19 protein-coding genes are annotated in these 24,087 nt (G+C 69.9%); 12 read left to right on the forward strand and 7 right to left on the reverse strand.

Features of this window, described 5'->3' with window-relative positions; translation table 11 throughout:
- Positions 1–7 precede the first annotated feature (7 nt).
- Positions 8–4,042, reverse strand: a complete 4,035-nt coding sequence (locus tag NR810_RS12505; RefSeq protein WP_257451810.1) for a protein kinase domain-containing protein — start codon at positions 4,040–4,042, stop codon at positions 8–10.
- 313 nt (positions 4,043–4,355) lie between these two features.
- Here NR810_RS12505 and NR810_RS12510 point away from each other — a divergent pair, with 313 nt between their 5' ends.
- The 6 genes from NR810_RS12510 to NR810_RS12535 all read left to right on the forward strand — a co-directional run bounded on the left by NR810_RS12510 (position 4,356) and on the right by NR810_RS12535 (position 11,529).
- Positions 4,356–4,811, forward strand: coding sequence for a response regulator (locus NR810_RS12510; RefSeq protein WP_257451812.1), 456 nt, complete (start codon positions 4,356–4,358; stop codon positions 4,809–4,811).
- Between the two features lie 95 nt (positions 4,812–4,906).
- Entirely contained in the window at positions 4,907–5,464 is a 558-nt protein-coding gene (locus NR810_RS12515; RefSeq protein ID WP_257451813.1) for an RNA polymerase sigma factor, read from the forward strand.
- A gap of 99 nt (positions 5,465–5,563) precedes the next feature.
- Complete coding sequence (locus NR810_RS12520; RefSeq protein ID WP_257451815.1) at positions 5,564–7,600, forward strand: sensor histidine kinase; 2,037 nt, start codon at positions 5,564–5,566, stop codon at positions 7,598–7,600.
- Positions 7,601–7,802: 202 nt separating this feature from the next.
- The gene (locus tag NR810_RS12525) at positions 7,803–8,363 is read left to right on the forward strand and encodes a hypothetical protein (RefSeq protein WP_257451817.1); all 561 of its coding nucleotides are present in this window, start codon (positions 7,803–7,805) and stop codon (positions 8,361–8,363) included.
- Between the two features lie 183 nt (positions 8,364–8,546).
- Positions 8,547–9,836, forward strand: a complete 1,290-nt coding sequence (locus NR810_RS12530) for an SGNH/GDSL hydrolase family protein (protein ID WP_257451819.1) — start codon at positions 8,547–8,549, stop codon at positions 9,834–9,836.
- A gap of 130 nt (positions 9,837–9,966) precedes the next feature.
- A complete protein-coding gene (locus NR810_RS12535) occupies positions 9,967–11,529 on the forward strand; it encodes a phytoene desaturase family protein (RefSeq protein ID WP_257451821.1) in 1,563 nt (520 codons plus the stop codon).
- Here NR810_RS12535 and NR810_RS12540 read toward each other — a convergent pair.
- From NR810_RS12540 to NR810_RS12550, 3 genes are read right to left on the reverse strand one after another with little or no spacing between them, the layout of a single operon-like run.
- Positions 11,460–12,869 carry a deoxyribodipyrimidine photo-lyase gene (locus NR810_RS12540; RefSeq protein ID WP_257451823.1) on the reverse strand — a complete coding sequence of 470 codons (1,410 nt, stop codon included), beginning with the start codon at positions 12,867–12,869 and terminating at the stop codon, positions 11,460–11,462. The genes NR810_RS12535 and NR810_RS12540 overlap by 70 nt on opposite strands.
- A 3-nt stretch (positions 12,870–12,872) precedes the next feature.
- Entirely contained in the window at positions 12,873–13,745 is an 873-nt protein-coding gene (locus NR810_RS12545) for a hypothetical protein (protein WP_257451825.1), read from the reverse strand.
- An 11-nt stretch (positions 13,746–13,756) separates the two neighbouring features.
- Positions 13,757–14,953: a HEAT repeat domain-containing protein gene (locus NR810_RS12550; RefSeq protein WP_257451827.1), complete on the reverse strand. Its 1,197-nt coding sequence runs from the start codon at positions 14,951–14,953 to the stop codon at positions 13,757–13,759.
- 215 nt (positions 14,954–15,168) lie between these two features.
- Between NR810_RS12550 and NR810_RS12555 the strand changes: the two genes are divergently transcribed.
- Positions 15,169–16,059, forward strand: a complete 891-nt coding sequence (locus NR810_RS12555) for a YeiH family protein (RefSeq protein WP_257451828.1) — start codon at positions 15,169–15,171, stop codon at positions 16,057–16,059.
- Between the two features lie 7 nt (positions 16,060–16,066).
- On the opposite strand, the gene NR810_RS12560 is transcribed toward NR810_RS12555, so the two are convergent.
- Positions 16,067–16,936 carry a LysR substrate-binding domain-containing protein gene (locus tag NR810_RS12560; RefSeq protein WP_407653769.1) on the reverse strand — a complete coding sequence of 290 codons (870 nt, stop codon included), beginning with the start codon at positions 16,934–16,936 and terminating at the stop codon, positions 16,067–16,069.
- A gap of 55 nt (positions 16,937–16,991) precedes the next feature.
- The gene (locus NR810_RS12565; protein WP_257451830.1) at positions 16,992–19,724 is read right to left on the reverse strand and encodes a bifunctional acetate--CoA ligase family protein/GNAT family N-acetyltransferase; all 2,733 of its coding nucleotides are present in this window, start codon (positions 19,722–19,724) and stop codon (positions 16,992–16,994) included.
- 142 nt (positions 19,725–19,866) lie between these two features.
- Between NR810_RS12565 and sitA6 the strand changes: the two genes are divergently transcribed.
- Positions 19,867–20,538 carry a SitA6 family polymorphic toxin lipoprotein gene (gene sitA6, locus NR810_RS12570; protein WP_257451832.1) on the forward strand — a complete coding sequence of 224 codons (672 nt, stop codon included), beginning with the start codon at positions 19,867–19,869 and terminating at the stop codon, positions 20,536–20,538.
- Positions 20,539–20,547: 9 nt separating this feature from the next.
- The gene (sitI6, locus tag NR810_RS12575) at positions 20,548–21,264 is read left to right on the forward strand and encodes a SitI6 family double-CXXCG motif immunity protein (protein WP_257451834.1); all 717 of its coding nucleotides are present in this window, start codon (positions 20,548–20,550) and stop codon (positions 21,262–21,264) included.
- A 21-nt stretch (positions 21,265–21,285) separates the two neighbouring features.
- On the opposite strand, the gene NR810_RS12580 is transcribed toward sitI6, so the two are convergent.
- Positions 21,286–21,921, reverse strand: coding sequence for an NAD(P)-dependent oxidoreductase (locus tag NR810_RS12580; RefSeq protein ID WP_257451837.1), 636 nt, complete (start codon positions 21,919–21,921; stop codon positions 21,286–21,288).
- 213 nt (positions 21,922–22,134) lie between these two features.
- Here NR810_RS12580 and NR810_RS12585 point away from each other — a divergent pair, with 213 nt between their 5' ends.
- From NR810_RS12585 to NR810_RS12595, 3 genes are all read left to right on the forward strand, one after another.
- The gene (locus NR810_RS12585) at positions 22,135–22,623 is read left to right on the forward strand and encodes a hypothetical protein (protein ID WP_257451840.1); all 489 of its coding nucleotides are present in this window, start codon (positions 22,135–22,137) and stop codon (positions 22,621–22,623) included.
- Between the two features lie 157 nt (positions 22,624–22,780).
- Positions 22,781–23,188 (forward strand): hypothetical protein, encoded by a 408-nt coding sequence (locus NR810_RS12590; RefSeq protein WP_257451843.1) that lies wholly within the window; start codon positions 22,781–22,783, stop codon positions 23,186–23,188.
- A 47-nt stretch (positions 23,189–23,235) separates the two neighbouring features.
- Positions 23,236–24,015: an SDR family oxidoreductase gene (locus NR810_RS12595; RefSeq protein ID WP_257451845.1), complete on the forward strand. Its 780-nt coding sequence runs from the start codon at positions 23,236–23,238 to the stop codon at positions 24,013–24,015.
- Positions 24,016–24,087: the final 72 nt, after the last annotated feature.

Consider the following 24,087-nt stretch of genomic DNA (forward strand, 5'->3'; position numbering starts at 1 on the left):
CCACGTGTCACGGGTGCATCGGCTCCTCGCCGCGCGAGCCCATGTCCTGAAGCTGACGGCGCAGACTCGCCTGGGCCCGCTGCTCGTAGGCGAGCATCTCGTGCTCGCGGGCGAACTGGATGGCCTGGAGGAACTCCTCGCGGGCCTCCTCCTCGCGGCCGGCCCGCCGCAGCAGCTCGCCCCGGGCGCGGTGCAGCTCGGGCAGGTAGGAGTACTCCTCCGTCACCGCCGGCCACGTCAATGCCTCGTCCACCACGGCCAGTCCCTCCTCCACCTCTCCCAACCGCAGGTGGAGGATGGCCTGCATGCCCAGGTTGTGATGCATGCCGGCGAGGAGGCCTGACTGCTTCCACTGCTCCATCACCTCGCGCATCAGCCGCAGTCCTTCCCGTGGCTGTCCCAGCTCGCCGAGGGCCCAGGCCTTCATCGCGGAGGGCCACAGGTACCACAGCAGGAAGCGGTGCTCGCGCGCGAGCGGGATGCACTGCTCCGCCAGCGCGAGGGTCGTCCGCGCGTCCCACCGCAACTGGGCGCCGAGCGAGCAGTACGTTAGCGCGAAGGCCGTCGTATGCGGGTGGCCGATGCGCCCGCACAGCTCCAGGGCCTCCCGCGAGAAGCGCTCGGCCTCTTCCCCCCGTCCCAACACGGAGAGGATGACGGAGCCATAGGCCAGCGCCGACGCGCGCGGGTCCACCCAGTGCTGGACGGCGAGGCGCCGGTGTTGTTCGAGATCGAAGTCCGAATACGCCAACGACTGCTCCACGTGCTTCAGCGCCCAGGTCATCTCCCCCCAGGTGAAGAGGTCCGTGGCCATCATCCGGTGCCCCATGGCGAGCAGCTCCCGGTTGCCCTGGCGCTCGCCCAGGCCCACCAGCAGCTCGCCCACCTCGTGCGCCTCCCGCGTCTTGCCTCGCGCGAAGTAGTAGGCGAAGGCGCCCCAGAAGCTCAGCTCCAGGCGGGGTAGCTCGTCGGCCACCTGCAGGACGAGCTGCCTCACCCGCGTGTACGTGCTCTCCACCTCGGAAGAGCTGAAGCCCTGCACATACATCAGCGGAATGCCCAGGGCGATGAGCAGCTGCAGCTCCTCCGCCGTGAGCGTCTCGGCATCCGGCAGGGCCCGCAGCAGCTTCAGTGCCTGGGTGAGGTGGCTCACCGCCTCCTGGTTGGCCGAGCGCAGGCTGGCGCGCACGCCGGCGAGTCTCCAGTAACGGATGGCGGGCTTCACCTCCCCGGCCTCGGTGTAGTGGTGGGCCAGCAACTCGGGCCGTGTCTCCGCCACCTCGGGGAAGTGCTCCGCCAGGGCCCGGGCGATGCGCTGGTGGTACTGCCGCCGCGCGCTGCGGGGCAGGGACTGGTAGGCCGCCTCCTGGATGAGGGCATGGCGGAACTGGTAGCCGGGCTCGGCCTCCTCGTCCCGCGACTGGAACAGCCCCGCGGACAGCAGCCCCAGGAAGTCCCTGCGCAGCGCGGCCTCGCCCAGCCCCGTGAGGATGACGAGCAACGCGTGCGAGAAGCTCCGCCCCACCACCGCGCACAGCTGCGCGAGCTGCTTCTGCCGGCGCGGCAGCGAGTCCAGCCGGGCCAGCAGCAGCTCCTGCAACGTGACGGGGATGGACGCCGCCGCCCCGCCCTCCAACATCACGCGCGTCATCTCCTCCACGAAGAGGGGGATGCCGTCCGTGCGGGCCACCAGGTGCGCCACCACCTCGTCCGGCAGGCCCTGGCCCCGCGCCACCTCTTTCACCAGCCGCTCCGTGCACGCCGCCGGCAGCCGCTCCAGGGAGATGGACTGGAAGCCGGAGCGCTGCGCCCAGGGCGGGCGGAACTCGGGCCGGGCGCTGAGGACGAAGAGCAGGCGCGTCTTCTCCACGATGCCGAGCAGGAACGTCAGCAGTTGCAGCGAGGACGGGTCCGCCCAGTGCAGGTCCTCCACCACCACCAGCACCGGGCGCTCGCCCGCGTTGCGCACCAGCAACGAGGCCAGGGCGGCCAGCGTCTCGTCCTTCTGCCGCTGCGGGGTGAGACGCTGGTGCGGCGAGTCCTCGGCCACGGGCAGTGACACCAGCGAGGCCAGCAGGCGCACCTGCACCGGCCTCAGCCCGCGCTCCTCGAGGAGCCGCTCCACCGCGTGCAGGTTCTCCTCGGGCGTGCGCTCCGGGCGAAGCCACATCCGCTGTAGCATCTCGATGACGGGGTGGAAGGCGCTGGTGCTGAACTGGCTCCAGCATTGGAGCCGCAGGTGCATGGGCTTTTCATTCAGCACCCGCTCGCGCAGCTCCTGGATGAGACGGGACTTGCCGATGCCGGCCTCGCCACTGACGAGCACGTAGCCGCCATGTCCCTCGCGGGCCCGGCCCCAGGCCTCGAGCAACGCCTCCAGCTCACGCTCGCGGCCCACCAGCGAGCTCAGCTTCCCATCCCGCTCGAGCGTGCGCTCGAAACGGATGACGGCCGCGCGCGAGCGCAGCACGCGCTGCACCCTCAGGGTGCGCCGCCCCTCGAAGGCCCGGTCCCCGAGCGGCTCGGTGTCGAAGGCACGCTGGACCAGGCTGTGTGTATTGGGCCCGACCACCACCTCGTCCATCCCGGCCTGCCGCGCCAGCCAGGCGGCGATGCGTGGGGCCTCGCCTTGAATGGTGGGCGTGTGCCCCCGCAGCTCCGGGAGGATGTCGTCCAGCACCACCATGTCCGTGTAGATGCCCACCTGCACCGCCAGCTCCGGGTTCGTCCCCGGCGGCAGCCTGGTGCGGAGCGCCTCCTGCACGGCCTTGGGCAGATCCAACCCCGCGAGCACCGCGCACTCCGCGTCCCCCTCCTTCGCCACCGGATAGCCGAAGCAGGCCAGCAGCTCGTCCGCCATGCACAGGGTGACGAAGCCGCCGTGGCTCTGGATGACCTCCGAGCCAGCGCGATGGAAGGTCGCCTCCAGCTCGCCGAAGTCCTCCGGATCCAACTCCTCGGCCAGCGCGGTGAGCCCCGCCACCCGGCAGGAGACCAGCGTCACCTGACGGCGCTGGGGTGCCACCAGCCGCCGCGACTCGCGTCCCGGGCGCAGCAGCTCCTCCAGCTCGCGCAGCTCGTCCCTCAGCTCCGCGGCGGAGAGAAGACGCTTCTCGGGATCCTTCGCCAGCGCCACGGACAGGAGCGACTCCAGCTCCCAGGACACCTCCGGGTTGCGCTCGCGCGGTGACGGTACCGGCTCCGGCGAGAGCGCCTTCTCACGCATCTCCTCCACCATCAGGCCCGGGTAGGGCAGCTGTCCGGTGAGCAGCTCATACAGCATGATGCCGGCCGCCCAGACGTCCGTGCGAGCGTCCACCCGCTCGCCCAGCCACTGCTCCGGGGACATATAAGGAGGCGTGCCGGCCATGGGCAGGTGCATGGCGCTGCCCGGGGTGACGAGCCACGCCAGGCCGAAGTCGAGCAGCTTCACCGTGCCCTGCCGGGTGATGAAGACGTTGTTGGGCTTGAGGTCGCGGTGGATGATGTGGTGCTCGTGAGCGTGCGCCAGCCCGGCCGCCACGTCGCGCATGATCTCCAGGGTGCGGCGTAGGGGAGGCCTCCGTTCCCGCATCAGCAGGTCCGAGAGCGACTCACCATCCAGACATTCCATGACGAGGAAGGGGACGGTGGGCTCGCCAGGTCCCCCCTTCCACTCGGACACGTCGAAGATGCGGACGATGTTCTCGTGGTCGAGCTGCGCGATGGCCCGGGCCTCCCTCAAGCCCATGCCGGCGAGCTCCTCGCGAGGAAAAAGGAACTTGAGGGCCACCACGCGCTGCAGCTCGTCGTCGCGGGCACGGAGCACCTGGCCCATGGCGCCCTCGCCCAGCGCCTCGATGATTTCGAAGCGGCGGCCGTCCGCGCCCCCCAGCCGATCCCCGGGGAGCAGCCGGCGGAACGTCGACGCCGGGCCATAGCTGGCCACCTCCATCAGGAATGAATCGCCGAAGTCGGACGCCACACCGTCCGCCTCGGGCTCCACTTCATCCCAATGGGGATGCGCCGACCTCTGGCCGTCCTGATCGCCGGTCTGTCCCATGGCACTCCCCCCGCCCCTCCACCAGAAGCTAGGGGTGCACGAGGAGCCGAGCAACGCATCCGTCCGACAGGGTGGGGGCAGCGTCTTATTTCGTTCGCGGCGGGCCACCTCGCGCGCTCGCGGGCGCGTCCACCAGCAAGGCGAGCGGGCCCTGGTGACGCGACCATGGCCATCTCGTGCAACGCGCACCAAATCTCACACATCACACCAGTGAGTCGTGGACTCCACCGTAATAAGAGGCGGGGAACGGAGCTCCCAACTGGCGAGGCCCATCCCGCTTTCACACCGTCCACAGAAAGGAGCAGGTGAAGTCATGAGTACCATTCTTCTTGTCGATGATGAGCCGGAGCTCCTCGACCTCTACACGGAAGTTCTGGAGCTGATGGACCACCGCGTCCTTCGTGCACATGATGGACGGGAGGCCCTGGAGATCGCCCACGAGCGGCGGCCGGACCTCGTGGTGACGGACTGGCAGATGCCGCGGATGAGCGGGGTCGAGCTGTGCCGGCGCCTCGTGCAGGACGAAGAGCTGCATGACGTTCCCATCATCATGCACAGCTCGGCGACGGACCCGCATGCGCCGGGCGTCCGGGCCTTCCTCTCCAAGTGCTCGGAGCTGACCGAGTTTGAAGAGGTGGTGAACAGGACCCTGACGGACTCGTGCGCGAGTCAGCAGGGTCCGCCCTCCCGGCACATCACCCTGGAGGACCTCTCGCGGGTGGCTCGGACGACCTGGGAGACCGATAGCGGGTGTGCGACGGTCCACTGAGGTCCCTTCATCAGAGAGCAAGCGGGCCGGAAGATTCATTTTCCGGCCCGCGTGCTTTTCGAATCGAGCCTCCTCTACCGGTGCGGGAGGTTTTCATGCAACGGACTCTCGCTGGGGATGACCAGCACTTCCAATCCCTCATCGGCCCGCATCAGCCACTCCTGCTCGGACTCGCACGCAAGTTGTGCCGCAATGGTGGCGCCGCGGATCCGGAGGATCTCGTCCAGGACACGCTGGAGCGCGCACTGCTCCACCTCGACCAGCTCCGCGAGTGGAGTGACAGCACGCGCCGCGCGTGGTTGTGCACCACGTTGCAGCGGAGATTCCTCGACCAATGCCGCCGCCAGCGCACCGAGAGCACCGAGGGCCCGAACCTGGAGCGCGTGGGCGCCCCGGTGCTCGTGCGCGAGCCCCGCGCGTGGCACACCTGGGAGCAGGTCTCCGACGAGGAGCTGCGGTGGGCCATCACGCGCCTGCGCCCTCCTCTGCGCACCGCCTTCGAGCTGCACCTCGCGGGGCTGCGCTACAAGGCCATCGCCGGGCAGCTCGGCACCTCGACGGGAACCGTGGGGTTCTGGCTGCACCAGGCGCGGCGCGAGCTGAGGGCCCTGCTGCGCCCCATCGCCACCGCGCACGCCGAATCCCCGAGCTAGGCGAGCGGCCAGCCGTGTATCGGACGGCTTGCGTTTCTGGAGCACCGTCCCAGACAGGGGGACATGGAGTAGCGGGCGTTCACGGTTTGTAGAAACACCGTGCACTTGGGTTCCGAGATGGTCGCGGGAAATCTGCTCGGGTGCCTTCGGTGCGCCGGGGAGCACATCGAAGGAGCCCATCACCCGGGCCTCGTGCTGCTCTCCATCCTGATCGCCGTGGCGGCGTCCTATACGGCCCTGGACCTGGCGGGCCGGGTGGCGGGGACGTCCGGAATGGCGCGGCGGATCATCCTGGGCAGCGGCGCGGCGATGATGGGCGTGGGCATCTGGTCCATGCACTTCGTGGGAATGCTGGCCTTCCGCATGCCCATGCGGACGAGCTACGGGCCCGGGCTCACGGCGCTCTCCATGGGGGTGGCCATCCTCGGGGCCTGGGCGGCCCTGTTCGTGGTCAGCCGCAGCCTCGTCACGCCGGAGCGGCTGGTGATGGGGGGCGTCTTCATGGGGCTGGCCATCTGCGCCATGCATTACATCGGCATGGCCGCCATGCGCATGGAGGCGACGCTCCAGTACGAACCGCTGCTGTTCGTGCTCTCGGTGCTCATCGCCATCGCCGCGTCGGTGGCCGCGCTGTGGCTGGCCCTGCGGTTCCAGCGGGAGCAGCGCGCCTGGACCTGGCCGAAGCTGGTCAGCGCCCTGCTCATGGGCATGGCCATCTCCGGCATGCACTACACGGGAATGGCGGCGGCCCGCTTCACCCCCACGCCCATGCCAGCCGGGTACATCGCCAGCGGCTTCGAGATTGGCGGGCTGGGCGCGGCGGCCATCGGCGTGGCCACGCTGGGCGGACTGGCGCTCACCCTGATCGGCTCGCTGGTGAACCTCGAGCAGCGGCGAGCCCAGCGCACCTTGACGCTGCTCGCGGACACCAGCGCCCTGCTGGGACGCAGCCTGGACATCCCCACCATCGCGGAGCTGATGGCGGGCCAGGTGGCGCCGGAGGTGGGCGACGGGTGCCTGGTGGACCTGTTCGAGGAGGACGGCGTCTCGCTGCGCCGCATGGCGGTGCGCTACCCGAGTCACCGCGAGCGGGAAGAGCGCTACCGGTGCACCCGCTACGTCCTCGATGAGCACTCGGAGTCACCGCTGCAGAAGGTGCTGCGCACCGGGCAGTCCGAGCTGTTCTCGCCCCTGCCGCGCGGCGTGCTGGAGCGGCTGGCCAGCGGGCCCGAGAATCTCACGCTGCCGAGGGACGCGGGGGCGCGGGCGCTGCTCATCGTGCCGCTGATGCACCGTGAACGGGTGCTGGGCGCCATCACCGTCTTCACACGGGAGCACCCGCTGGCGGATCCGGAGCTCGCGCTGGTGCACGAGCTGGGGCGGCGCGCGGGCAGCGCGGTGGAGAACGCCCGGCTCTACCACGAGGCGCAGGAGGCCATCCGCGTGCGCGACGAGTTCCTCTCCATCGCCTCGCACGAGCTGAACACGCCGCTCACGCCGCTGTTGATGAACCTGCAGCGGCTGCAGCGCACGGTGGCCGGTGGCGAGGGCACACAGGCGCTGTCCGACGAGCAGTTGCAGCGGATGGTGGGCGTGGCGCAGCGCCAGACGAAGCGGCTGGCGCGGCTGGTGAGTGAGCTGCTGGACATCTCGCGCATCCGCCTGGGGCGGCTGGAGCTGAGCCGGGAGGAGCTGGACCTGGGGCAGGTGGTGCGCGGCGTGGTGGAGGGGCTCGGCGAGGAGCTGGTGTGGACCGGGACGAAGCCCACGCTGCACGTGGAGGGTCCGGTGGTGGGGCAGTGGGACAGGGCCCGCCTGGAGCAGGTGGTGGGCAACCTGCTGGCCAACGCCGCGCGGTACGGACAGGGCAAGCCGGTGGACGTGACGGTGCGCGGATACGAGGGCGAGGTCTGTCTGGTGGTGAAGGATCGGGGCATCGGCATCGCGCCCGAGGCGCGCAAGCGCATCTTCGAGCGCTTCGAGCGCGCGTCCTCGCACAACTTCGGTGGGCTGGGGCTGGGCCTCTACATCGTGCGGCAGATCGTCGAGGCCCACGGCGGCACCATCGGGGTGGAGAGCGAGCTGGGGGTGGGCTCCACCTTCACCGTGAAGCTTCCCCGGCGGCAGACACACTGACACCCGGCATCACGCTCGGCCGCACGTGGATCCGCTCCCAGCGGATTCGCGGGCGCGCGGGTGTCCAGCCGAGAAAGTCCGGGAAGGAGCTACAGGCCCTCCCAGCCTCCCACCAGGCAGGGGACCGAGGTTGCCGAGCCGTCACACGGAGCATGCGTAGTTTCACCCCCGCACCACAAACGCAGCAAGGAGGGGTTGAACCATGCCCACACCGACTCTCACGACCAGCGCCTACGTTCTCCACAACCTCGGTCTCGCCTCGGGCTTCGGCGGCTCGCTCTTCGGCCGCATCGCCCTCAACCCGTCGGCCAGGCTCATTTCCGACAAGCAGGACCGGGCGAAGATCGTCAACGCGGCGTGGAACGGCTACAACATCGTCAACGCCATCGGGCTGGGGACGTCCGCCCTCACCTGGTTCTTTGGTCGCTCCAAGGTGAGCGGCCGGAGCATCTCGCCGACGGCGCGCAAGCTGGTCATCGCCAAGGACTTCCTCATGGGCGCCACGCTGGTCAGCGGCCTCGTCAACCTCATCGGTGGCGGCTTCCTGGCCAAGCGCTCCCTGCAGGAGGGCATCCCCATGGAGTCCGGCAGCAAGGCCTCGGAAGAGGCCCCGCAGGACGTGAAGAGCGCCACCAAGCTCGTCAACTGGCTGGGTGTCTTCAGCCTCGCCACCATGGCCGGCCTGATCGGCGTGTCCACGTGGCTCGACAACGAGGCCCAGACCAGCTCCAAGTGGAGGCTGGTGGCCAACATCCTGCCGTGACCGCTGGCACCTGAAGCCACGCACTCCCCGGCCTCCGCGCGCGCTCGCGAGCGGGGGCCGTGGTGTCTGGACGCTCGCCCGTCCCACCCGAAAGGACGGGGTGAGCGCCCGGTATTGAACGGTGTGCCCTCTACCCGTTGGCCCGGGAGGTGCACACCCTTACGCGCCAACGGAGGGGATGGAATGGAAGGAAGCCAACGGACGCGAGTCCTGGTGTGTGCATGGGCAATCCTCGTGGTCGCCTGCGGGCCCGGCGGGGACGGGTGGGAAGAGTCCTTCCCTTCCGAGCCCGGCGCTTCCGAGGAGGTGGCCACCGAGGCGCCCCTGCCCAACGGGGGGCTCGAGGTGGCACCCGTCCACGTGGAGACGGAGGTGGGAGAGCCCCGGGCGGTACCCCCGCTGTTCCAGCCGGGCTACCACGCGGCGCTGCGCTGGTCCCACAGCACGGGCAACGTGACGTTCCGCCTGCGCGTGCCGGTGGGCCGTGCGGGGCAACGGGTGCGGCTCGCCTTCCGATCGGGAGATGGAAACCTGGTGCTGCGCCGGGCCACCGTGGCGCGCGCCGGGCCGAACGGCTCGCTGGCCTCCGCGCCCGTGACGGTGACGTTCTCCGGCACGCAGGGCTTCTCCGTGGGGGCGAGGAAGCGCGTGGTGTCGGACCCCGTCCCCTTCCCGGTGGGCTTCCGTGACGAGCTGGCCGTGTCCTTCGAGGTCCAGGGCGCGCTGGGCGTGAGCGCCATCGAGACGCTGCCCGGCAGCTACGTGCGCTCGGGGGCCTATACGGGCACCACGGGCGCCATCGGTGGCTCGGCCTGGGCCCGCGCGGTGGGGCTCGCCACGGTGGACGTCGAGGGCCCGCCCGCGCGCGCCTTCGTCGCCATCGGGGACAGCATCACCGAGGGCTACATCACCGAGCGCGACGACACGCGCCTGGCGTGGCCCTCGCTGGCCGAGGCCCGGCTGGGCGTGCCCGTCGTCAACGCCGGCGTCTCCGGCCAGGGCTTCTACGAGGAGTTGGAGAACCTGGATCAGGAGGTGCTGCCGCTGCAGGGCATCACCGACTGCATCGTGCTGCTGGGCACCAATGACCTGAGCTCGCTGGGGCTGGAGGGATTGCAGACGCGGATGAACCTGCTCCTCTCGCGGCTCGCGCCCCTGTGCCGCACCTGGGTGGGCACGCTGCTGCCCAAGGAGAAGTCCAACCACGGCGACTACGAGGTGGTGAAGAGGGACCGGCTGGCGATGAACGCGTGGATCCGGAGCACCTTCCCCGACGTCATCGACTTCGAGGCGGTGACGCGCCAGCCGGACAACGTGCACCTCTTCCTGGACGGGCTGGAGGTGGACGGCATCCACCCGAGCGCCGAGGGCCATCGCGTCATGGCCGCCGAGGTGGTGCGCGTGCTGCGCGAGCGGGGTGTCCAGCCGGAGCAGGGCGTACAGCCCCAGGGCGACGAGCCCCCCGCGCCCTGAGCCCCGGCGAGGGAGGGAGACGGCAACTTTCCAGTGCTCCCACCTCGGGCCGGTCCACGAGGAAATCGGGCGTGACCGGCCACGCCCGGGACGTTATCTCCTCGCCCGAGGGGACACCCGGCACGGGACGATGACGAGCACCTGGTACGACGCAGTGGTGGTGGGGGCGGGCTTCGGCGGACTGGCCACGGCGCTCGAGCTCACCCAGCGGGGCGCCCGCGTGGCGCTCTGCGAGACCCTCAATTATCCGGGAGGTTGCGCCAGCACCTTCCGGCGGCACGGCTACGCCTTCGAGGCGGGCGCCACCCTCTTCTCGGGGCTCGCCGAGGAGCAGCTCTTCGGGCGGTGGATGCGCCAGCTCGGGCTGGACGTGACGGTGGACTGGTTGGATCCGCTGGTGGAGCTGCGCACCCCGGGCATGCGGCTGGGCGTGTACCGCGAGCGCCAGCGCCTGATGGAGCAGCTCCTGGCCTTCCCCGGCGCTCCGGCCGATGCGCTGCGCGGCTTCTTCACGCTGCAGCAGCAGGTGGCGCAGGCGCTGTGGCCTCTCTTCGATGATCCCACGCTGCTGCCGCCGCTCGACCTTCGGGCACTGCTGCGACACACCTCGCGGGCCACGCGGTACCTGCCGCTGGTGCGCTGGATGGGACGGCCGCTCGGCGCCGTACTGGAGCGCTACGGACTGCTGCGCTTCACCCCGCTGCGCACGTACCTGGACGCGCTCTGCCAGATAACGGTGCAGTGCGGTGCCCTGGAGGCGGAGGCCCCCTTCGCGCTCGCGGCCATGGACTACTACTGGCGCGGCACCGGGCACGTGCGCGGTGGCATCGGACGGCTGGCGGGCGCGCTCGCGGGGGCCGTAGGTACCGGGGGAGGCGAGGTGCTGTTCGCCAACCGGGTGAAGTCGCTCGAGCCCGTGCCCGGAGGCTGGAAGGTGACGTCGCGCCAGGGAGAGCTGCACGCGCGCCACGTGGTGGCGAACATGCTGCCCCAGGGGCTGGTGCGCCTGCTGGGACTGCCGCCCGAGCGCGTGCCCTCGCACCTGCGAACGCTGGCGGGACGGGTGGAGGAGGGCTGGGGCGCGGTGATGCTGTACCTGGTGGTGCGAGCACCGGAGGAGTCCTCGCCGGGCGCGCACCACCTGGAGCTGGTGCAGAACGAGCAGGCGCCCTTCGTGGAGGGCAACCACCTCTTCGCCTCGCTCAGCGGCGAGGCCGATACGGGCCGCGCGCCGCCGGGACACCGGACGCTGACGGTGTCCACGCACGTGCCGCTGCGCTCGTTGATGGCGCGCTCGGAGGAGGAGCAGGCCCGCCTCGTCTCCACCATCCAGGAGCGGATGCGGCAGGGATTGAGGCGGCTGGCGCCCGAGTGGATGGAGAACGTGCAGCACGAGATGACGGCCTCGCCGCGCACCTTCGAGCGCTTCACCCAGCGCGAGGCGGGTGCCGTGGGAGGAGTGCCGAGGCGAGCCGGGCTGCACCACTACCGCACGTTGGGGCCGCGCGAGGTCCAGCGCGGGCTGTGGCTGGTGGGGGATTCGGTGTTCCCGGGGCAGAGCACGTTGGCCACGGCGCTCGGAGGGGTGCGCACCGCGGCGAGCATCGCGAGAGGGGTGAGGTCTCAGTCACCCTCGAAGCGGACCCCCGCGGCCCTGGCCTCGGACACCAGCCGGTCCACCTTGTCGACGTAGGCGTCCATGTCCGCCTTCCGCTCCAGGCCTCCCGATGACATGTAGCGCACGGTGCCGAAGATTTCGCGCTCACCCCAGGGCCGGTCGTGCAGGCCGAACACCCAGCCGATGTTGGCGTAGGAGTTCGCGTCCCGCCCGTCCAGGAGGTACTTGTTGTTGAGCTCCAGCGCCATGCGGTGCCCGTGCTCGGGGGTGCTGCTCCACTCCAGGATCTTCTTTCCCCAGTACATGCGCATGGCGTTGTGCATGTAGCCCGTGTAACGCATCTCGCGCATGGCGGCGTTCCAGTACGGGTCGTGCGTGCGCGCCCGTTCGAGCTGCTCCTTCGTGTACTGGTGGTGCCGCTCGTCGCCCCGGTGCTTCTCCAGCGTCTTCCGGGCCCACTCGGGCAGGCACTCGAAGGAGTCGTAGTGGGGCGTGTACTCGGCGAAGTTCTGCGCCAGCTCGCGCCGGACGATGAGCTCCTCGAGGAAGCTCTCGCGCTGGTGGTCCGCCACCTTCGCCTCGCGCGCGGCGAGCGCCACCTCCACGGGGCTCACCTGACCGAAGTGGAGATACTTGCTCATGTGCGAGACGTGGGTCGTCTCCGGGTGGGGGCGGCTCTCCTGGTACTCGGGGAGGTGCTCCGTGAGGAACTTGCGGAGCAGGCGCTTCGCCTCGCTCGTGCCGCCCTTGAAGCGGTGGCTCACCGCCGGCACGGAGCGGTCCAGGTCCAGCTTCGCCAGCACCGCGTCGAGGTCCTCCAGGTCGAGCCCCTTCACGCCGAGCCCCAGCGAGTCCGTCTTGAGCGGCGTGGGCGAGAGTTCCACGAGGTACGCGATCCAGAGGCGGTGGATCTTGGGACGAAGGGTGCGCGCGGCGAACTCGGCCTTGCCCGAGGCGGCCGCCACGGGAACCACCACGTCGCCCTCGACTTGAATCACCGGGCAGGAGGCCTTGTCGGCCACGGCCCGGCGCCACTGCTTCTGGTGCCGCAGGTAACCCCGGTCACACACCACCAGTGCCGCGTGCCGGGCGAGCTTCAGCGCCACAGCATCCGGGCCACCGCGCTGGACCACGAGGGGAATCTTCCGGCGAGCCAGGGCGCGCTGCGTGTCCTGGAGCCCCTCCAACATGAAGCGGTAGTGACGGACGTTGGCCTCGGGGTAGCCGTCCATCAGCCCGAAGCCCACCAACAGCGGCAACTTTGCCTCGTTGGCCCGCTGGATGGCGTATTCCAACGCGGGGTTGAACGCGGCACGCTGGCTCTGCTGCATCCAATAGAGGATGTACTCGCCACTCTTCGACTCGTGGGTGTTGAGCCGTTGGATGCGGCCCTCCTCGATGGTCCTGCTCGCCATGGCTCACCGGTGGAGGGACTGGGGCTCGCGCTTCCGGGAGCTGGCGGAGACCGGCAGGTAGCACTTGCCCTTGTACTCGGCCTGGCTCTCGTAGCATGGCGGGCGTTTGGCCAGTTCCACCCAACAGCCGCCGCGGATTTCCACCTCGCCCTCATTGGGTTTGCAGGGCGTCTTGGCCTGATCGACGAACGGCGCCTTGGGCAGGGGATAGGCGATGGGCGCCTGCCCCATCCTGGCCTTGTGGATCAACACGGGCGCACGGTGCGAGGCCATGGCCTGCTCGGCCCTCCACCGCTCCACGGATGAACGGCTCGTGTCCTGCTGCCCGTACCTGTCCCGCTCCACCAGATGGATGACCAGGCGCGCGGACAGGAGCACCAGGACGACCGCCGCGGCGGTGCGCCAGCGGCTGGCGCGCACCCACCGCCAGCCGGATACGGGCAGATGCCACAGGAACTCCAGCAACCCCATCGGCACGCGGGTGAGGTGGACGCGAGCCTCCTCATCGTTCGCAACCCGCCCGACGGCGGTGCCAAGCAACTCGAGCATCCCGCGAAGCTGGGACAACTGGCCGGAGGCCGGAGCCTTCTCCACCTCCAGCACGAACTGGGGAGGCATGGACTGGGAGCGCAAGCACACCCGCCACTCCTCTTGCGGCTCCATGGGAGCGCGCTCGCTCGGGAGCAGCACCAGAGCCGGGTTGTCCGTGAACGCGTTACGGGCCTCGTAGAGCCGGCCCAATTCCTCGGTGTCCGGCTCCGGCTTCCGGACCGCGTACCGCTTGAGGAGCTTGAAGCGCCCCAACCAGCCCCTGAAGAACCCCCTGTCCGCCATGTGCGCCTCCTCGCCCCGCTTCCTCAATGTTTGAAGACTCATCTCCGCACTCCTCACGATGCGAACAGGCCCATGTACCCGAGTGCTTCGGAAGCCGCATGGCGGAGGGCCGGGCCTCCTTCGCGCGCCAGCCGCGACAAGGCCGGTGCCGTCTCGGCCGCGAGTGGGCCGAAGAGCCCGAGCGCCACCACCGCATCATGCTTCAGCCCCGGGAGTGAGGACAGGCCACTGAACGCATCGAGCACGAGCCGGAAGGACGAGTCCGGCCTGTCCAGCAGGCGCGACAGCGGCGGAATGGCCTCGCGAACCCCGAGCCTGCCGAGCGCCAGCGCCACCTGACCCCGCACCTCCTCGGGGACGGAGGAATCCTCCAGCGCCACCAACAGGCTCGGTGCGAGTGCCTCCGTGGCAGGACCTCGAACCGACAACGCGGCGGCGGCCCTGCGCGCCACGGATGAAGAGGAATCGTGAAGTGAGCCCAGCAGCGCGCCAGCGACTTGCGTGCTCGTGGGCGAGAACCGCGCGAGCGCCTCGGCGGCGGCGGCCCGGACACGCGCCGTCCCCGCCCGCAGGGCCTCCAGGAGCACCTCGGACGTCTCGGGCAGGGGCTCGAGCCGGCCCAGGCGCCCGGCCGCCTGGATTCGCGTGCTCTCGTCCCCACCCGCCCGGAGCGCATCGACCGTGACGCCCCACAACCCGGGGGTGTCGTCGTCATCGGGCAGGAAACCGGCGGCGAGGTGGCGCACACCCGGCACGTCATCTCCGAGCAGGCGCTGGAGCTCGGTCCGCACGGACGGAGGCGCCGGAGGATGGAGCACGCGCAGCGCGGCCTCCCGGACCTCCGCGCGCTCCGAGCCCAGGTGCGGCACCAGGGCGCTCGTATCGAAATCGGCCTGCCGCAACGCCAGGATGCAGTCCTCCCTCACGCGGGCATCGTCGTCCGCCAGACAGCGGATCAACCCTGGAATCGCCGCGGCATGCGGACACGTCACGACAAGCCGCGCGGCGATGCGCCGGACCGCGGGCTGCTCGCTCTCGAAGAGTTCCACGACACGGCCGGGGAGTGCTTCCTGTAGGGGAAGGTGCAACCGGGCCTCGGTGAGCTGGAGCAGACGCTCGATGGCCATCCCCTGTTCGGTGGGAGGCGCATCCAGCACGGCATACACCAGGAGGGTGATCGCCCCAGGTTCCTTGCGAAGCGCGGCCACTGGCAGCGCGAGCGCTTCCTTCAGCCCAGCAAGTGGGTCCATGGAGATGGCTGCTAGCACACCCGGACATGACCAGGAAGGTAGTGCCTTGGAAACCGCCTTGAGTTGTCGACAGGGCGCCAGAGCGTAGACCCTCACCCCGGCCCTCTCCCAAAGGGAGAGGGTGCGCTCGGGAGCCTCCGAACCATCCAAAAAGCTGATGGCTCATCCCGTCTTCCGTCTGGTTTCCCCGAGGGCTCCGAACCCATCGTGAGGGCATGAACGCTCCCGCTGTCGCGCTCGTGGCCGGCATCCTCGTGGCCCTGCTCGTGGGCAACCCCTACGTGGAGTGGACCCGCCGCGTCACCCATCCCCTGCTGGCCCTCTCGGTGGTGGGGCTCGGCGCCGGCATGGATCTGCGCGTCGTCGCCGCCGTGGGAGCACACGGCGTCATCTACACCGTGGCGGGCATCACCGTGTGCCTGGTGCTCGGCACCCTGTTCGCCCGGGCGCTCGGCGTGTCCCGGGAGGCCGGTCTGCTCATCAGCGTCGGCACCGCCATCTGCGGCGGGAGCGCCATCGCAGCCATGGTCCCCGTGCTGCGCCCCAAGACACACGAGGTCTCCGTCGCGCTCGGCACCGTGTTCCTCCTCAATGCCGTGGCGCTCTTCGTGTTCCCCGCCGTCGGGCATGCCGTGGGACTCGACGCGAGCCGGTTCGGCCTGTGGAGCGCCCTCGCCATCCACGACACCAGCTCCGTGGTGGGTGCCGCCCTCCAGTTCGGACCCCAGGCCCTGGAGGTGGCCACCACCGTCAAACTGGCTCGAGCCCTGTGGATCGTCCCGCTCACCCTCCTGGTCGGCGCATGGCGGCGCAACTCGGGCGACGCATCGCCCCAGCAGGGCAAGGCGCGGCATCCCTGGTTCATCCTCGGATTCATCGCCACGGCGGCGCTCGTCACCTGGGTGCCCATGCTCCGGCCGGCAGGGCAGCTCGTGGCAGCCGCCTCCAGGCAGGCACTGGTCCTGACACTCTTCCTCATCGGCGCGAACCTCACCCGTGACGCGCTCCGCTCCGTGGGCGTGCGGCCCCTCGCCCAGGGCCTGGCGCTCTGGGTGTGCATGGCGGGCATGAGCCTCGGCGCCATCGTCCTGCGCCTCGTGGACTGAGGCGCGCTCAGAGGTGCAGCAGCGCCGGTGGCGCGGCACGAGCGTGGCGCAGGAAGCGGCCCGCGAGGCCCGAGGGCTCATCCACCGGCAGCACCCACGAGAAGGCCCGCTCCACGCTCAATCCCGGTACCGGCAGCACCCGCAGCCGGCCCAGCGCCAGCTCGTCCTGGATGCTCCACCTGGACAGGAAGCCCACGCCCAGGCCGAGCCTCACCGCGCCCTTGATGGCCTCGTTGTCGCCGAGCTGCAGGTCTCCCGCCTGAAGCCCCCGGCGCACGCCCGCCTTGCGCAGCGCCCGCTCCATCACGGCCCGTGTCCCCGAGCCCGGCTCGCGCCAGAGCAGCGGCACCGCGCGGAGCGCCTCCACCGAGCGCACCCGCAGCAACTCCGCCGGGGCCCGCGAGGAGACGACGGGCACCAACTCGTCATCCAGGTAGCGCTCCAGGCGGATGAGGGCGGCACGGGCGTGTCCCTCCACCAGGCCCAGCGGGGCACGGCCCTCGCCCACCCACGCGAGCACCTGTGTGGTGTTGCCCACCTCCACCCGCGCCTGCACGCTCCGGTGCGAGCGCAGGAAGGAGGCCAGCAGCTCCGGCACCACGTAGCTGGCGACCGTCGTGCTTGCCGCCAGCACCAGCTCTCCGCCGGGCTCCTCCTCGACGGAGACCGCGAGCGCCGCCTCGTCCAGCAACTGGTGGATGCGCTGCGCGTACTCCAGCAAGGCACGGCCCGCGTCGTTGAGGCGCACGCCTCGCGCGGTGCGCACCAGCAGCGGCTGGCCGCATTCGCGTTCGAGCTGGCGCACCTGCGCCGTCACCGCGGGCTGGGACAGGTGCAGCAGCCGCGAGGCCGCCGACACCTGTCCCGTGGTGGCCACTACCCTGAACGTCTCGAGCCGCCGCGGATCCAACCGTGTGAACAGAGGGCCCTCCTCACTCCAGCACCTTCACCGCCTTTACCACGCCATCTCCCACGGCCTCTCCCTGGTGGATGGTGAAGCCCAGCCTGCGGCAGACGTGCTGCATCGCCCCGTTGCCCGACAGGATGTCCGCGACGATGCGCCGCAGCCCCCAGTCCCGGCCCACCGTCACCAGCCGGCTCAGCAGCTCCGACCCCAGGCCCTGCCGCTGCACCGCGTCGCTGATGAGCATCGCGAACTCGGCGTCCTCCGTCCCCGGCAGCCGTGTGAGGCGCCCCACCCCGAGAATCTCCCCGCCGCGCCTCCGCTCCACCACCAGTGCCATCTCCCGCCCGTAGTCGTTGAAGCAGATGCGCGCCAGCCGCTGGTGCGCCACGCGCTGGTCCAGCTTCATCATCCCCGCGTACCTCAAGAACACCGTCTGCTCCGACAGCGTCTTGTGGAACTCCACCATCTTCGGCTCGTCCTCGGGCCGGATGGGGCGGATGTTCACCTCCTCCCCATCCTTCATCCTCCACCGGGCCACGTACTTCGTCGGGTACGGGAGGATGGCCAGCCGGGGCAGTTCCTCCTCCTTCACCTCCGGGCCGTGCAGCACCACGCGCGCGTCCAGCGCCACCAGCCGCCCCGCCGACGCCAGCAACGGGTTGATGTCCACCTCCTTGATGAAGCGCTGCTCCACCACCAGCTGGCTGAAGCGCACCAGCAGCTTCTCCAGCTCGACCAGATCCACCGGTTTGCGCCCGCGCACGCCCCGCAGGGCCTCGTGGATGCGCGTCTGCTCCATCATCCGCCGCGCCAGCGTCGTGTTCAGCGGCGGCAGGGCCAGAGCCCGGTCCTTGAACACCTCCACCAGCGTGCCACCCGCGCCGAACAGCAGCACCGGCCCGAACTGCGCGTCCAGGCTGCTGCCCATGATGAGCTCGTAGCCGTCCAGCTTCACCATCGGCTGCACCGTCACGCCATCGAACGCGTCCGCCTGGCCCAGCTCCTCCAGCTTCATCCGGATGCCATCGAAGGCGCTTCGCACCGCGTCCGCGTCGCAGAGGTTCAGCCGCACCCCGCCCACGTCCGACTTGTGCGTGATCCGCTGCGAGTGCAGCTTCAGCACCACCGGGTAGCCCAGCGACTCCGCCTCGCGCACCGCCTCGTCCACGCCCCTGGCCAGCCGGGTCTCCACGGTGGGAATGCCATACGCGGCCAGCAGCCGCTTGGACTCGTGCTCCGTCAGCAGCAGGCGGCCCGCGGCGCGCGCGTCGCGGATGAGGGCCTCGGCCTCCTCGCGCCGCTCCGGCTCCTCCGTCAGCACGGGCGTCTCGTACAGCCCCTCCAGGTTGTACGTGTAGCGCCACATGTAATTGAAGATGCGCGCCGCCGTGTCCGGGTAGCCGAACGTCGGAATTCCCAGGTCGTTGAGGATGCGCTCGCCCGCCGCCACCTCCGAGCCTCCCATCCAGCTGGCGATCACCGGCTTGCCCATCTTCACGTAGGGCTTGAGCCGGTCCGCCGTCTGCGTGGGCTCGGTCACGTCCTGCGGCGCGAGGATGACGAGCAGGCCGTCACTGTTCTCGTCCGCGCCCGCCACCTCGAGGGCCTTCGCGTAGCGCTCGGGGTCCGCGTCGCCCAGGATGTCCACCGGGTTGCCGTGGCTCCACGCCGAGGGAAGGATGGCGTCCAGCTTCGCCACCGTCTTGTCCGACAGCTTCGCCAGCTCGCCCCCGCCCATCACCAGCGCGTCCGTGGCGAGGACGCCCGGGCCGCCCGCGTTGGTGACGATGGTGAGCCGGCGGCCGTCCGGACGGGGCTGTTTGGCCAGCACCTCGGCCATGTAGAAGAGGTCCGCGATGGAGTCCACGCGCAGCACGCCCGTGCGCCGGAAGGCCGCGCTCAGCACCTCGTCACTGCCCGTGAGCGAGCCCGTGTGCGAGGCCGCCGCCGCCGCCGCCTGCGCCGTGCGTCCCGCCTTGATGACGATGATGGGCTTGTGCAGCGCCACCTCGCGCGCCGCCGACAGGAAGCCCCGCGCGTCACCAATCGTCTCCATGTAGAGGAGGATGCTGCGCGTGCGCGGGTCATCCCCCAGGTAATCGATGATGTCGCCCCACCCCACGTCCAGCATCGAGCCCATGGAGACGAAGGCGCTGAAGCCCACCGACTCGCGCATGCTCCAGTCGAGGATGGCCGTGAGCAGCGCGCCGCTCTGGCTGACGAAGGCCACGTTGCCCGATCGTGCCATGCCTCCCGCGAAGGTGGCGTTGAGCCCGCTCGGCGGCCGCATCACCCCCAGGCAGTTGGGCCCGATGATGCGGATGCCCGCCTCGCGGGCGATCTGACGGACCTCCTGCTCCAGCTTCACGCCCTCGGGGCCGATTTCCTTGAACCCCGCGGAGATGATGATGGCGCCCTTCACCCCTGCCTGCGCGCACTCGCGCATCACGCCGGGCACGGTGGTGGACGGCGTGACGATGATGGCCAGGTCCACGGGCTCGGGCAGTGCATCGAGCGACGGCCAGGCCCGGATGCCCAGCACGTTCGTGCGCTTGGGATTGATGGGGTAGACGGTGCCCCCGAAGGGGCTGCTGATGAGGTTCCAGAGGATGGTGCGCCCCACGCTCCCCTGCCGTTCGCTCGCCCCCACCACCGCCACGCTGCGCGGATTGAAGATGGCGTCGAGTGGATGACGGCCTCGCAGGTGCAGCAGGTCGTACGAGGGATCGTTGGGCGGCGGACGCTTCGTCTGGGCCATAGAGTCCGCTTTCTGGTCCCGAATGACCTCGGGTTCAACAGCAACCGTGTGGCGAGCACACGCCGCGTTACCTGAGCGGCAATGGAAACGGCGAGGACACGGGGGTGTGGCGGATGTGGAACAGGCTACGCTTCGCGGACCCATGAGAGCCCCGCCGAGAATCTGGCTGCCACTGCTCGGGCTGTTGGCCGCATGCGCGACCTCGAGCCCCGTTACGCGGGAGGAGAACCAAGCCCCGGAGGTGGTGTCCTCCTGGGAGGAGGGATGCGAGGACGAGCGCAGCCTCGTCCTGCTGTGCCGTGATGAGGGAGAGGAGTGTGGCTTCTTCCGCTGCCGGGAGGTGGTTCCCCGCGAGGTGCTGTTGGCCTACCGGGGCGGCGGCTACATCCCGGGCGCCTCACCCGCTTCTCCTCGCCGTTGGTGGGGCCACCCCGGAGGCTGGCCACGCAACAACGAGCCCGTCCTCACCTTCCGCTTCAACCGTCACTTCGACCCCAAGCCTCCTGCCTTCCTCCTTCCTCCGGGCCGTTGGGTTCGTCATCACCTCTTTCCCCAAGCCAGGGAGCTCAGGGAGTGGTTCCATCAGCGGGGGATACCTGACATCCACCAGTTCACTCTCCTCATTCCGGAACATGTCCACATCCGCATCCACAGCGGTGGACCTCGTGGGGGCCTGTGGAACCAAGCCTGGTGGGACTTCATGGAAGCCCGCCCCTATGCGTCACCCGAGGCCATCTACCGGCACGCGAGAGAGCTGATGTTCCGCTTCGAGCTGACGGGTCCCATTGTGCCGTATCATCGCGGAGGACGCTGAGGTGGCGAGATGACGAAATTCTATCGGCTCCGAGCACCGAGACCGTCACGGTACACCGGCAATCTCGACGCCAGGCACAAGTGGGGCAGCCTCCCTGGGCTTCACTGCTCCGAATGCGGAGCCACCTGGGCAGGCAGCGCGACCGCGTACCCAGGCGTGGACTTGTCTTCCATTCCCGAGCGCGGAGAGTATGAGAGGCCTCGACCGGAGCCCTTCGAGGAGTTCGTGAGGTTGCGGGAACGGGTGCGGCCACTCGTACCTCCTGGTGGCCAACTGCTCCCGGGTGCCGAGTTCGGTCCGCTGGTGGGCTCAGCCACGGGCACCTTCAGCCCACTCTTCCTCCATTTCGCACGAACGAAGTTGGTGAGCCGCGAGGCATTGGAGCAACTCCAGGCCGCGGGTGTCCGAGGACTGCGTGCATTCCCGACGGAGCTACGTTTCCGGCAGAAGAAACACCCGGAGATGCTGGAGCTGGAAATCCTGGCCCACGGGAAGCTGCATCCAGACTGCACGCCCCAGCGGTCTCCGCCTTGTGCCCGGTGTGGCTGGGATGACTTCGCCTTCCCAGAGGAGCCCCTGCTGGACGCAGCATCACTCCCCACGCACACCGACCTGTTCCGCCTGAGTGATTTCGAAACGATTCTCATCGGCACCGAACGCCTCGTGGACGCGGTGCGCCGCCTGAATCTGGACGGAGCCGACATCCACGAGGTGCCCGTGCGTTGAGGCCTCGAGCCTCCTGGCGCCTCAGTACGCCGCGGTGAAGCGGCGGCGCACGAACTTCGGCTTCTCGAGCTCGTCGATGAGCGCCACCGCGTAATCCTCGGCGGAGATGGCGCTGTTGCCCTTGGCGTCCGTCACCAGCTGGTCCGTGCCGGTGCGGTACTTCCCGGTGCGCTCTCCCGGCTGGATGAGCGCGGCCGGGGCGAAGAACGTCCAGTCGAGGTCCGACTGACGGTACACGTCGTACGCCGCGATGTGCGCCAGCGCGATGGGTTTCCAGGCGGCCGGGAAGGACGGCGTGTCCACCACCCGCACGCCCGGAGCCACCTCGAGACCCCCCGCCCCACCCACCACCACGAGCCGGCCCACCCCGGCGCGCTTCACCCCCGTCACGAGCGACTGCGCCGTGGCGGCGAGCGCCTCGGTGACGTCTCCCTGCCGCGGACCGATGGCCGTCACCACCGCGTCATGTCCCCCGGCCACCTGCGCCACGCTGGCCGGGTCTCGCGCGTCTCCCGAGACCACCTTCAGGTTCGCGTGCTTCAGGTCGAAGCCCGCGGCATTGCGTGCGATGGCCGTGACCTGGTGACCCCGCGACAGGGCCTCCTGGGCGATGCGGCGGCCAATGGTTCCCGTGGCTCCATAGAGTGCGATCTTCATGGTTCTTGTCCTTCCCTCGAAATGCTTCCCGCTCCTTCCGTAACCATCATGGTTACGGAATGGGGCAAAAAAAATCAGCCCGACGGCTGCTGTTCATCGTGTTCCGCTCTCTTTTCCGTAACAGGTATAGTTACGGATGGGACGGCTGTCAACCTGGAGTGGCCCGGGTACCGGCTACGCGGGAAGCCCGCTCGGCGGTAGGCTCGCCGGGCCATGGCTCGCCGCAAACAGGCCGATGAGACCACCGCCCGTGTCCGCAACCTCATCGCGCTCGACTCCGCCAACATCATGCGGAGACTCGACGCGCGCCGGGGAGAGATGTTCGTCCTCTTCTCCCGCCTGCGCAGCCGCGAGCCCATGCTCAGCACCCTCTCTACCCGGTACGCCTCGGCCACCTTCCACGACCTCATGAACCTGCCCGCGCGCGAGCAGTCCGTCGTGGACCACTTCTACGAGTGCCTGGACTCGCTGCGCTGGTACTTCACCTACACCGAGGACATGCCCAGCACCGCCCAGCAGACCTTCAACACCCTCCACCGCCGGCTCGAGGAGGCCCACCGCCAGCTCGTCGCGACCATCGGCCACCCCGTCACCCCCGAGGGCACCACCGTCGTCGAGGGCGAGGTCCTCCGCCGCGAGGACTCCGCACCCGAGGCCGCGCTCGTCCGCGCCTCGCCTCCCCGCCGCCGCCGCGCGGAGTGACGCATCCGTCACCACGCGGCGGGTCGAGCCACCGTCAGACCGCATGCGCGCCTCCAGGGCCGAGGCCGGAGCGCTCGGCGGGACCAGCGCCCCTCACCGTGGGGCCCCCTCCTGTCTCCTGGAACACGACGAATCTTCATCGTCAGGAGGAAGTCCGATGCGAGCTCCGCGCCTCATCCCCCCGCTCTGTTGTGCGCTGTGGCTGTTCCAGGCCCTGCCGGCGAGCGCCGCCCCACCCACTCCAGGAGGAGAGCCTCCAGCGGGGCTCATCCAGGCCAATGCCGAGGCCCTCTGCTTCTTCATGGAAGAGATAGCGGCTCAGCCCAAGCAGCCGGACTGCGAGGAGAAGACAGCCCAGGAGCTCTCCGCGCTCTACCCCAGCCTGCCACCGGCTCAGCGCGCACAGCTCCAGCAGCTCCAGGCCGAGTGGCCGACGCTCCGCCAGCAATGGCTGGCGCTCGATGAGACGCAGAAGGAGACCATCCGGAGTCAGTGGGCGGCGATGGCCCAGGAGCAGCAGTCCCAACAGGGAGTGGGAGGCTCCGGACCTTCACCCACCCCGTAGCGGCCATGTGTATAAGGAGGGCGCTCAGCAGGAGGAGACCCTCTGGTATGGACTTGCAGCTCTCTGGCAGGGTGGTGTTGGTCACGGGTGGTTCGGAGGGGCTTGGCGCCGCCGTGTGCGACCGGCTCGTCCGGGAGGGGGCACGCGTGGCGCTGTGCGCCCGGAATCCGCGGCGGCTGGAGGACACCGCGGCCACCCTGCGCTCGCTCGGAGGCGAGGTGCTCGCGGTCCCCGCCGACGTGTCGCGCGCGGAGGACCTCGAGCGCTTCGTGTCCGCCGCGCACGAGCGCTGGGGACGCGTGGACGCGCTGGTGAACAACGCCGGCTCGGCCTCGGCGAAGGCCTTCCTCTCGGTCACCGACGCGGAGTGGGAGGAGGATCTCCAGCTCAAGCTGTTCGCGGCGATGCGCGCCGTGCGGCTGACGGTGCCCCACCTGCGCGCGGCTGGAGGCGGAGCCATCGTCAACGTGCTGTCCATCAAGGCCAAGGAGCCCGGGAAGAACACCACGCCCTCCTCGGTGTCCCGCGCGGCGGGGATGGCGCTGACGAAGGTGCTCTCCAAGGAGCTGGGGCCGGAGGGCATCCGCGTCAACGCCGTGCTCGTGGGGATGATCGAGAGCGGCCAGTGGGAACGCCGCGCCCAGGCCGCGGGCAAGCCGCCGGAGGTGCTGTACGCCGAGCGGAGCCGGGAGGCGGGGGTGCCTCTCGGGCGCATGGGCCGGGCCGAGGAGTTCGCCGACGTGGTGGCCTTCCTCGTCTCGTCGCGCGCCTCCTATGTGACGGGCACGGCCATCAACGTGGATGGCGGCCTGTCCGGCGCCGTCTGAGGAGAGGAGGCGAGCGGGAGAGCGCCAGACCGCCCGGCGCGGGGGCTTCGCGGCCGGTTCCTGTCTCGGTCC

This window comes from Archangium lipolyticum (genome assembly GCF_024623785.1).
Taxonomy (GTDB): Bacteria; Myxococcota; Myxococcia; order Myxococcales; family Myxococcaceae; genus Archangium; species Archangium lipolyticum.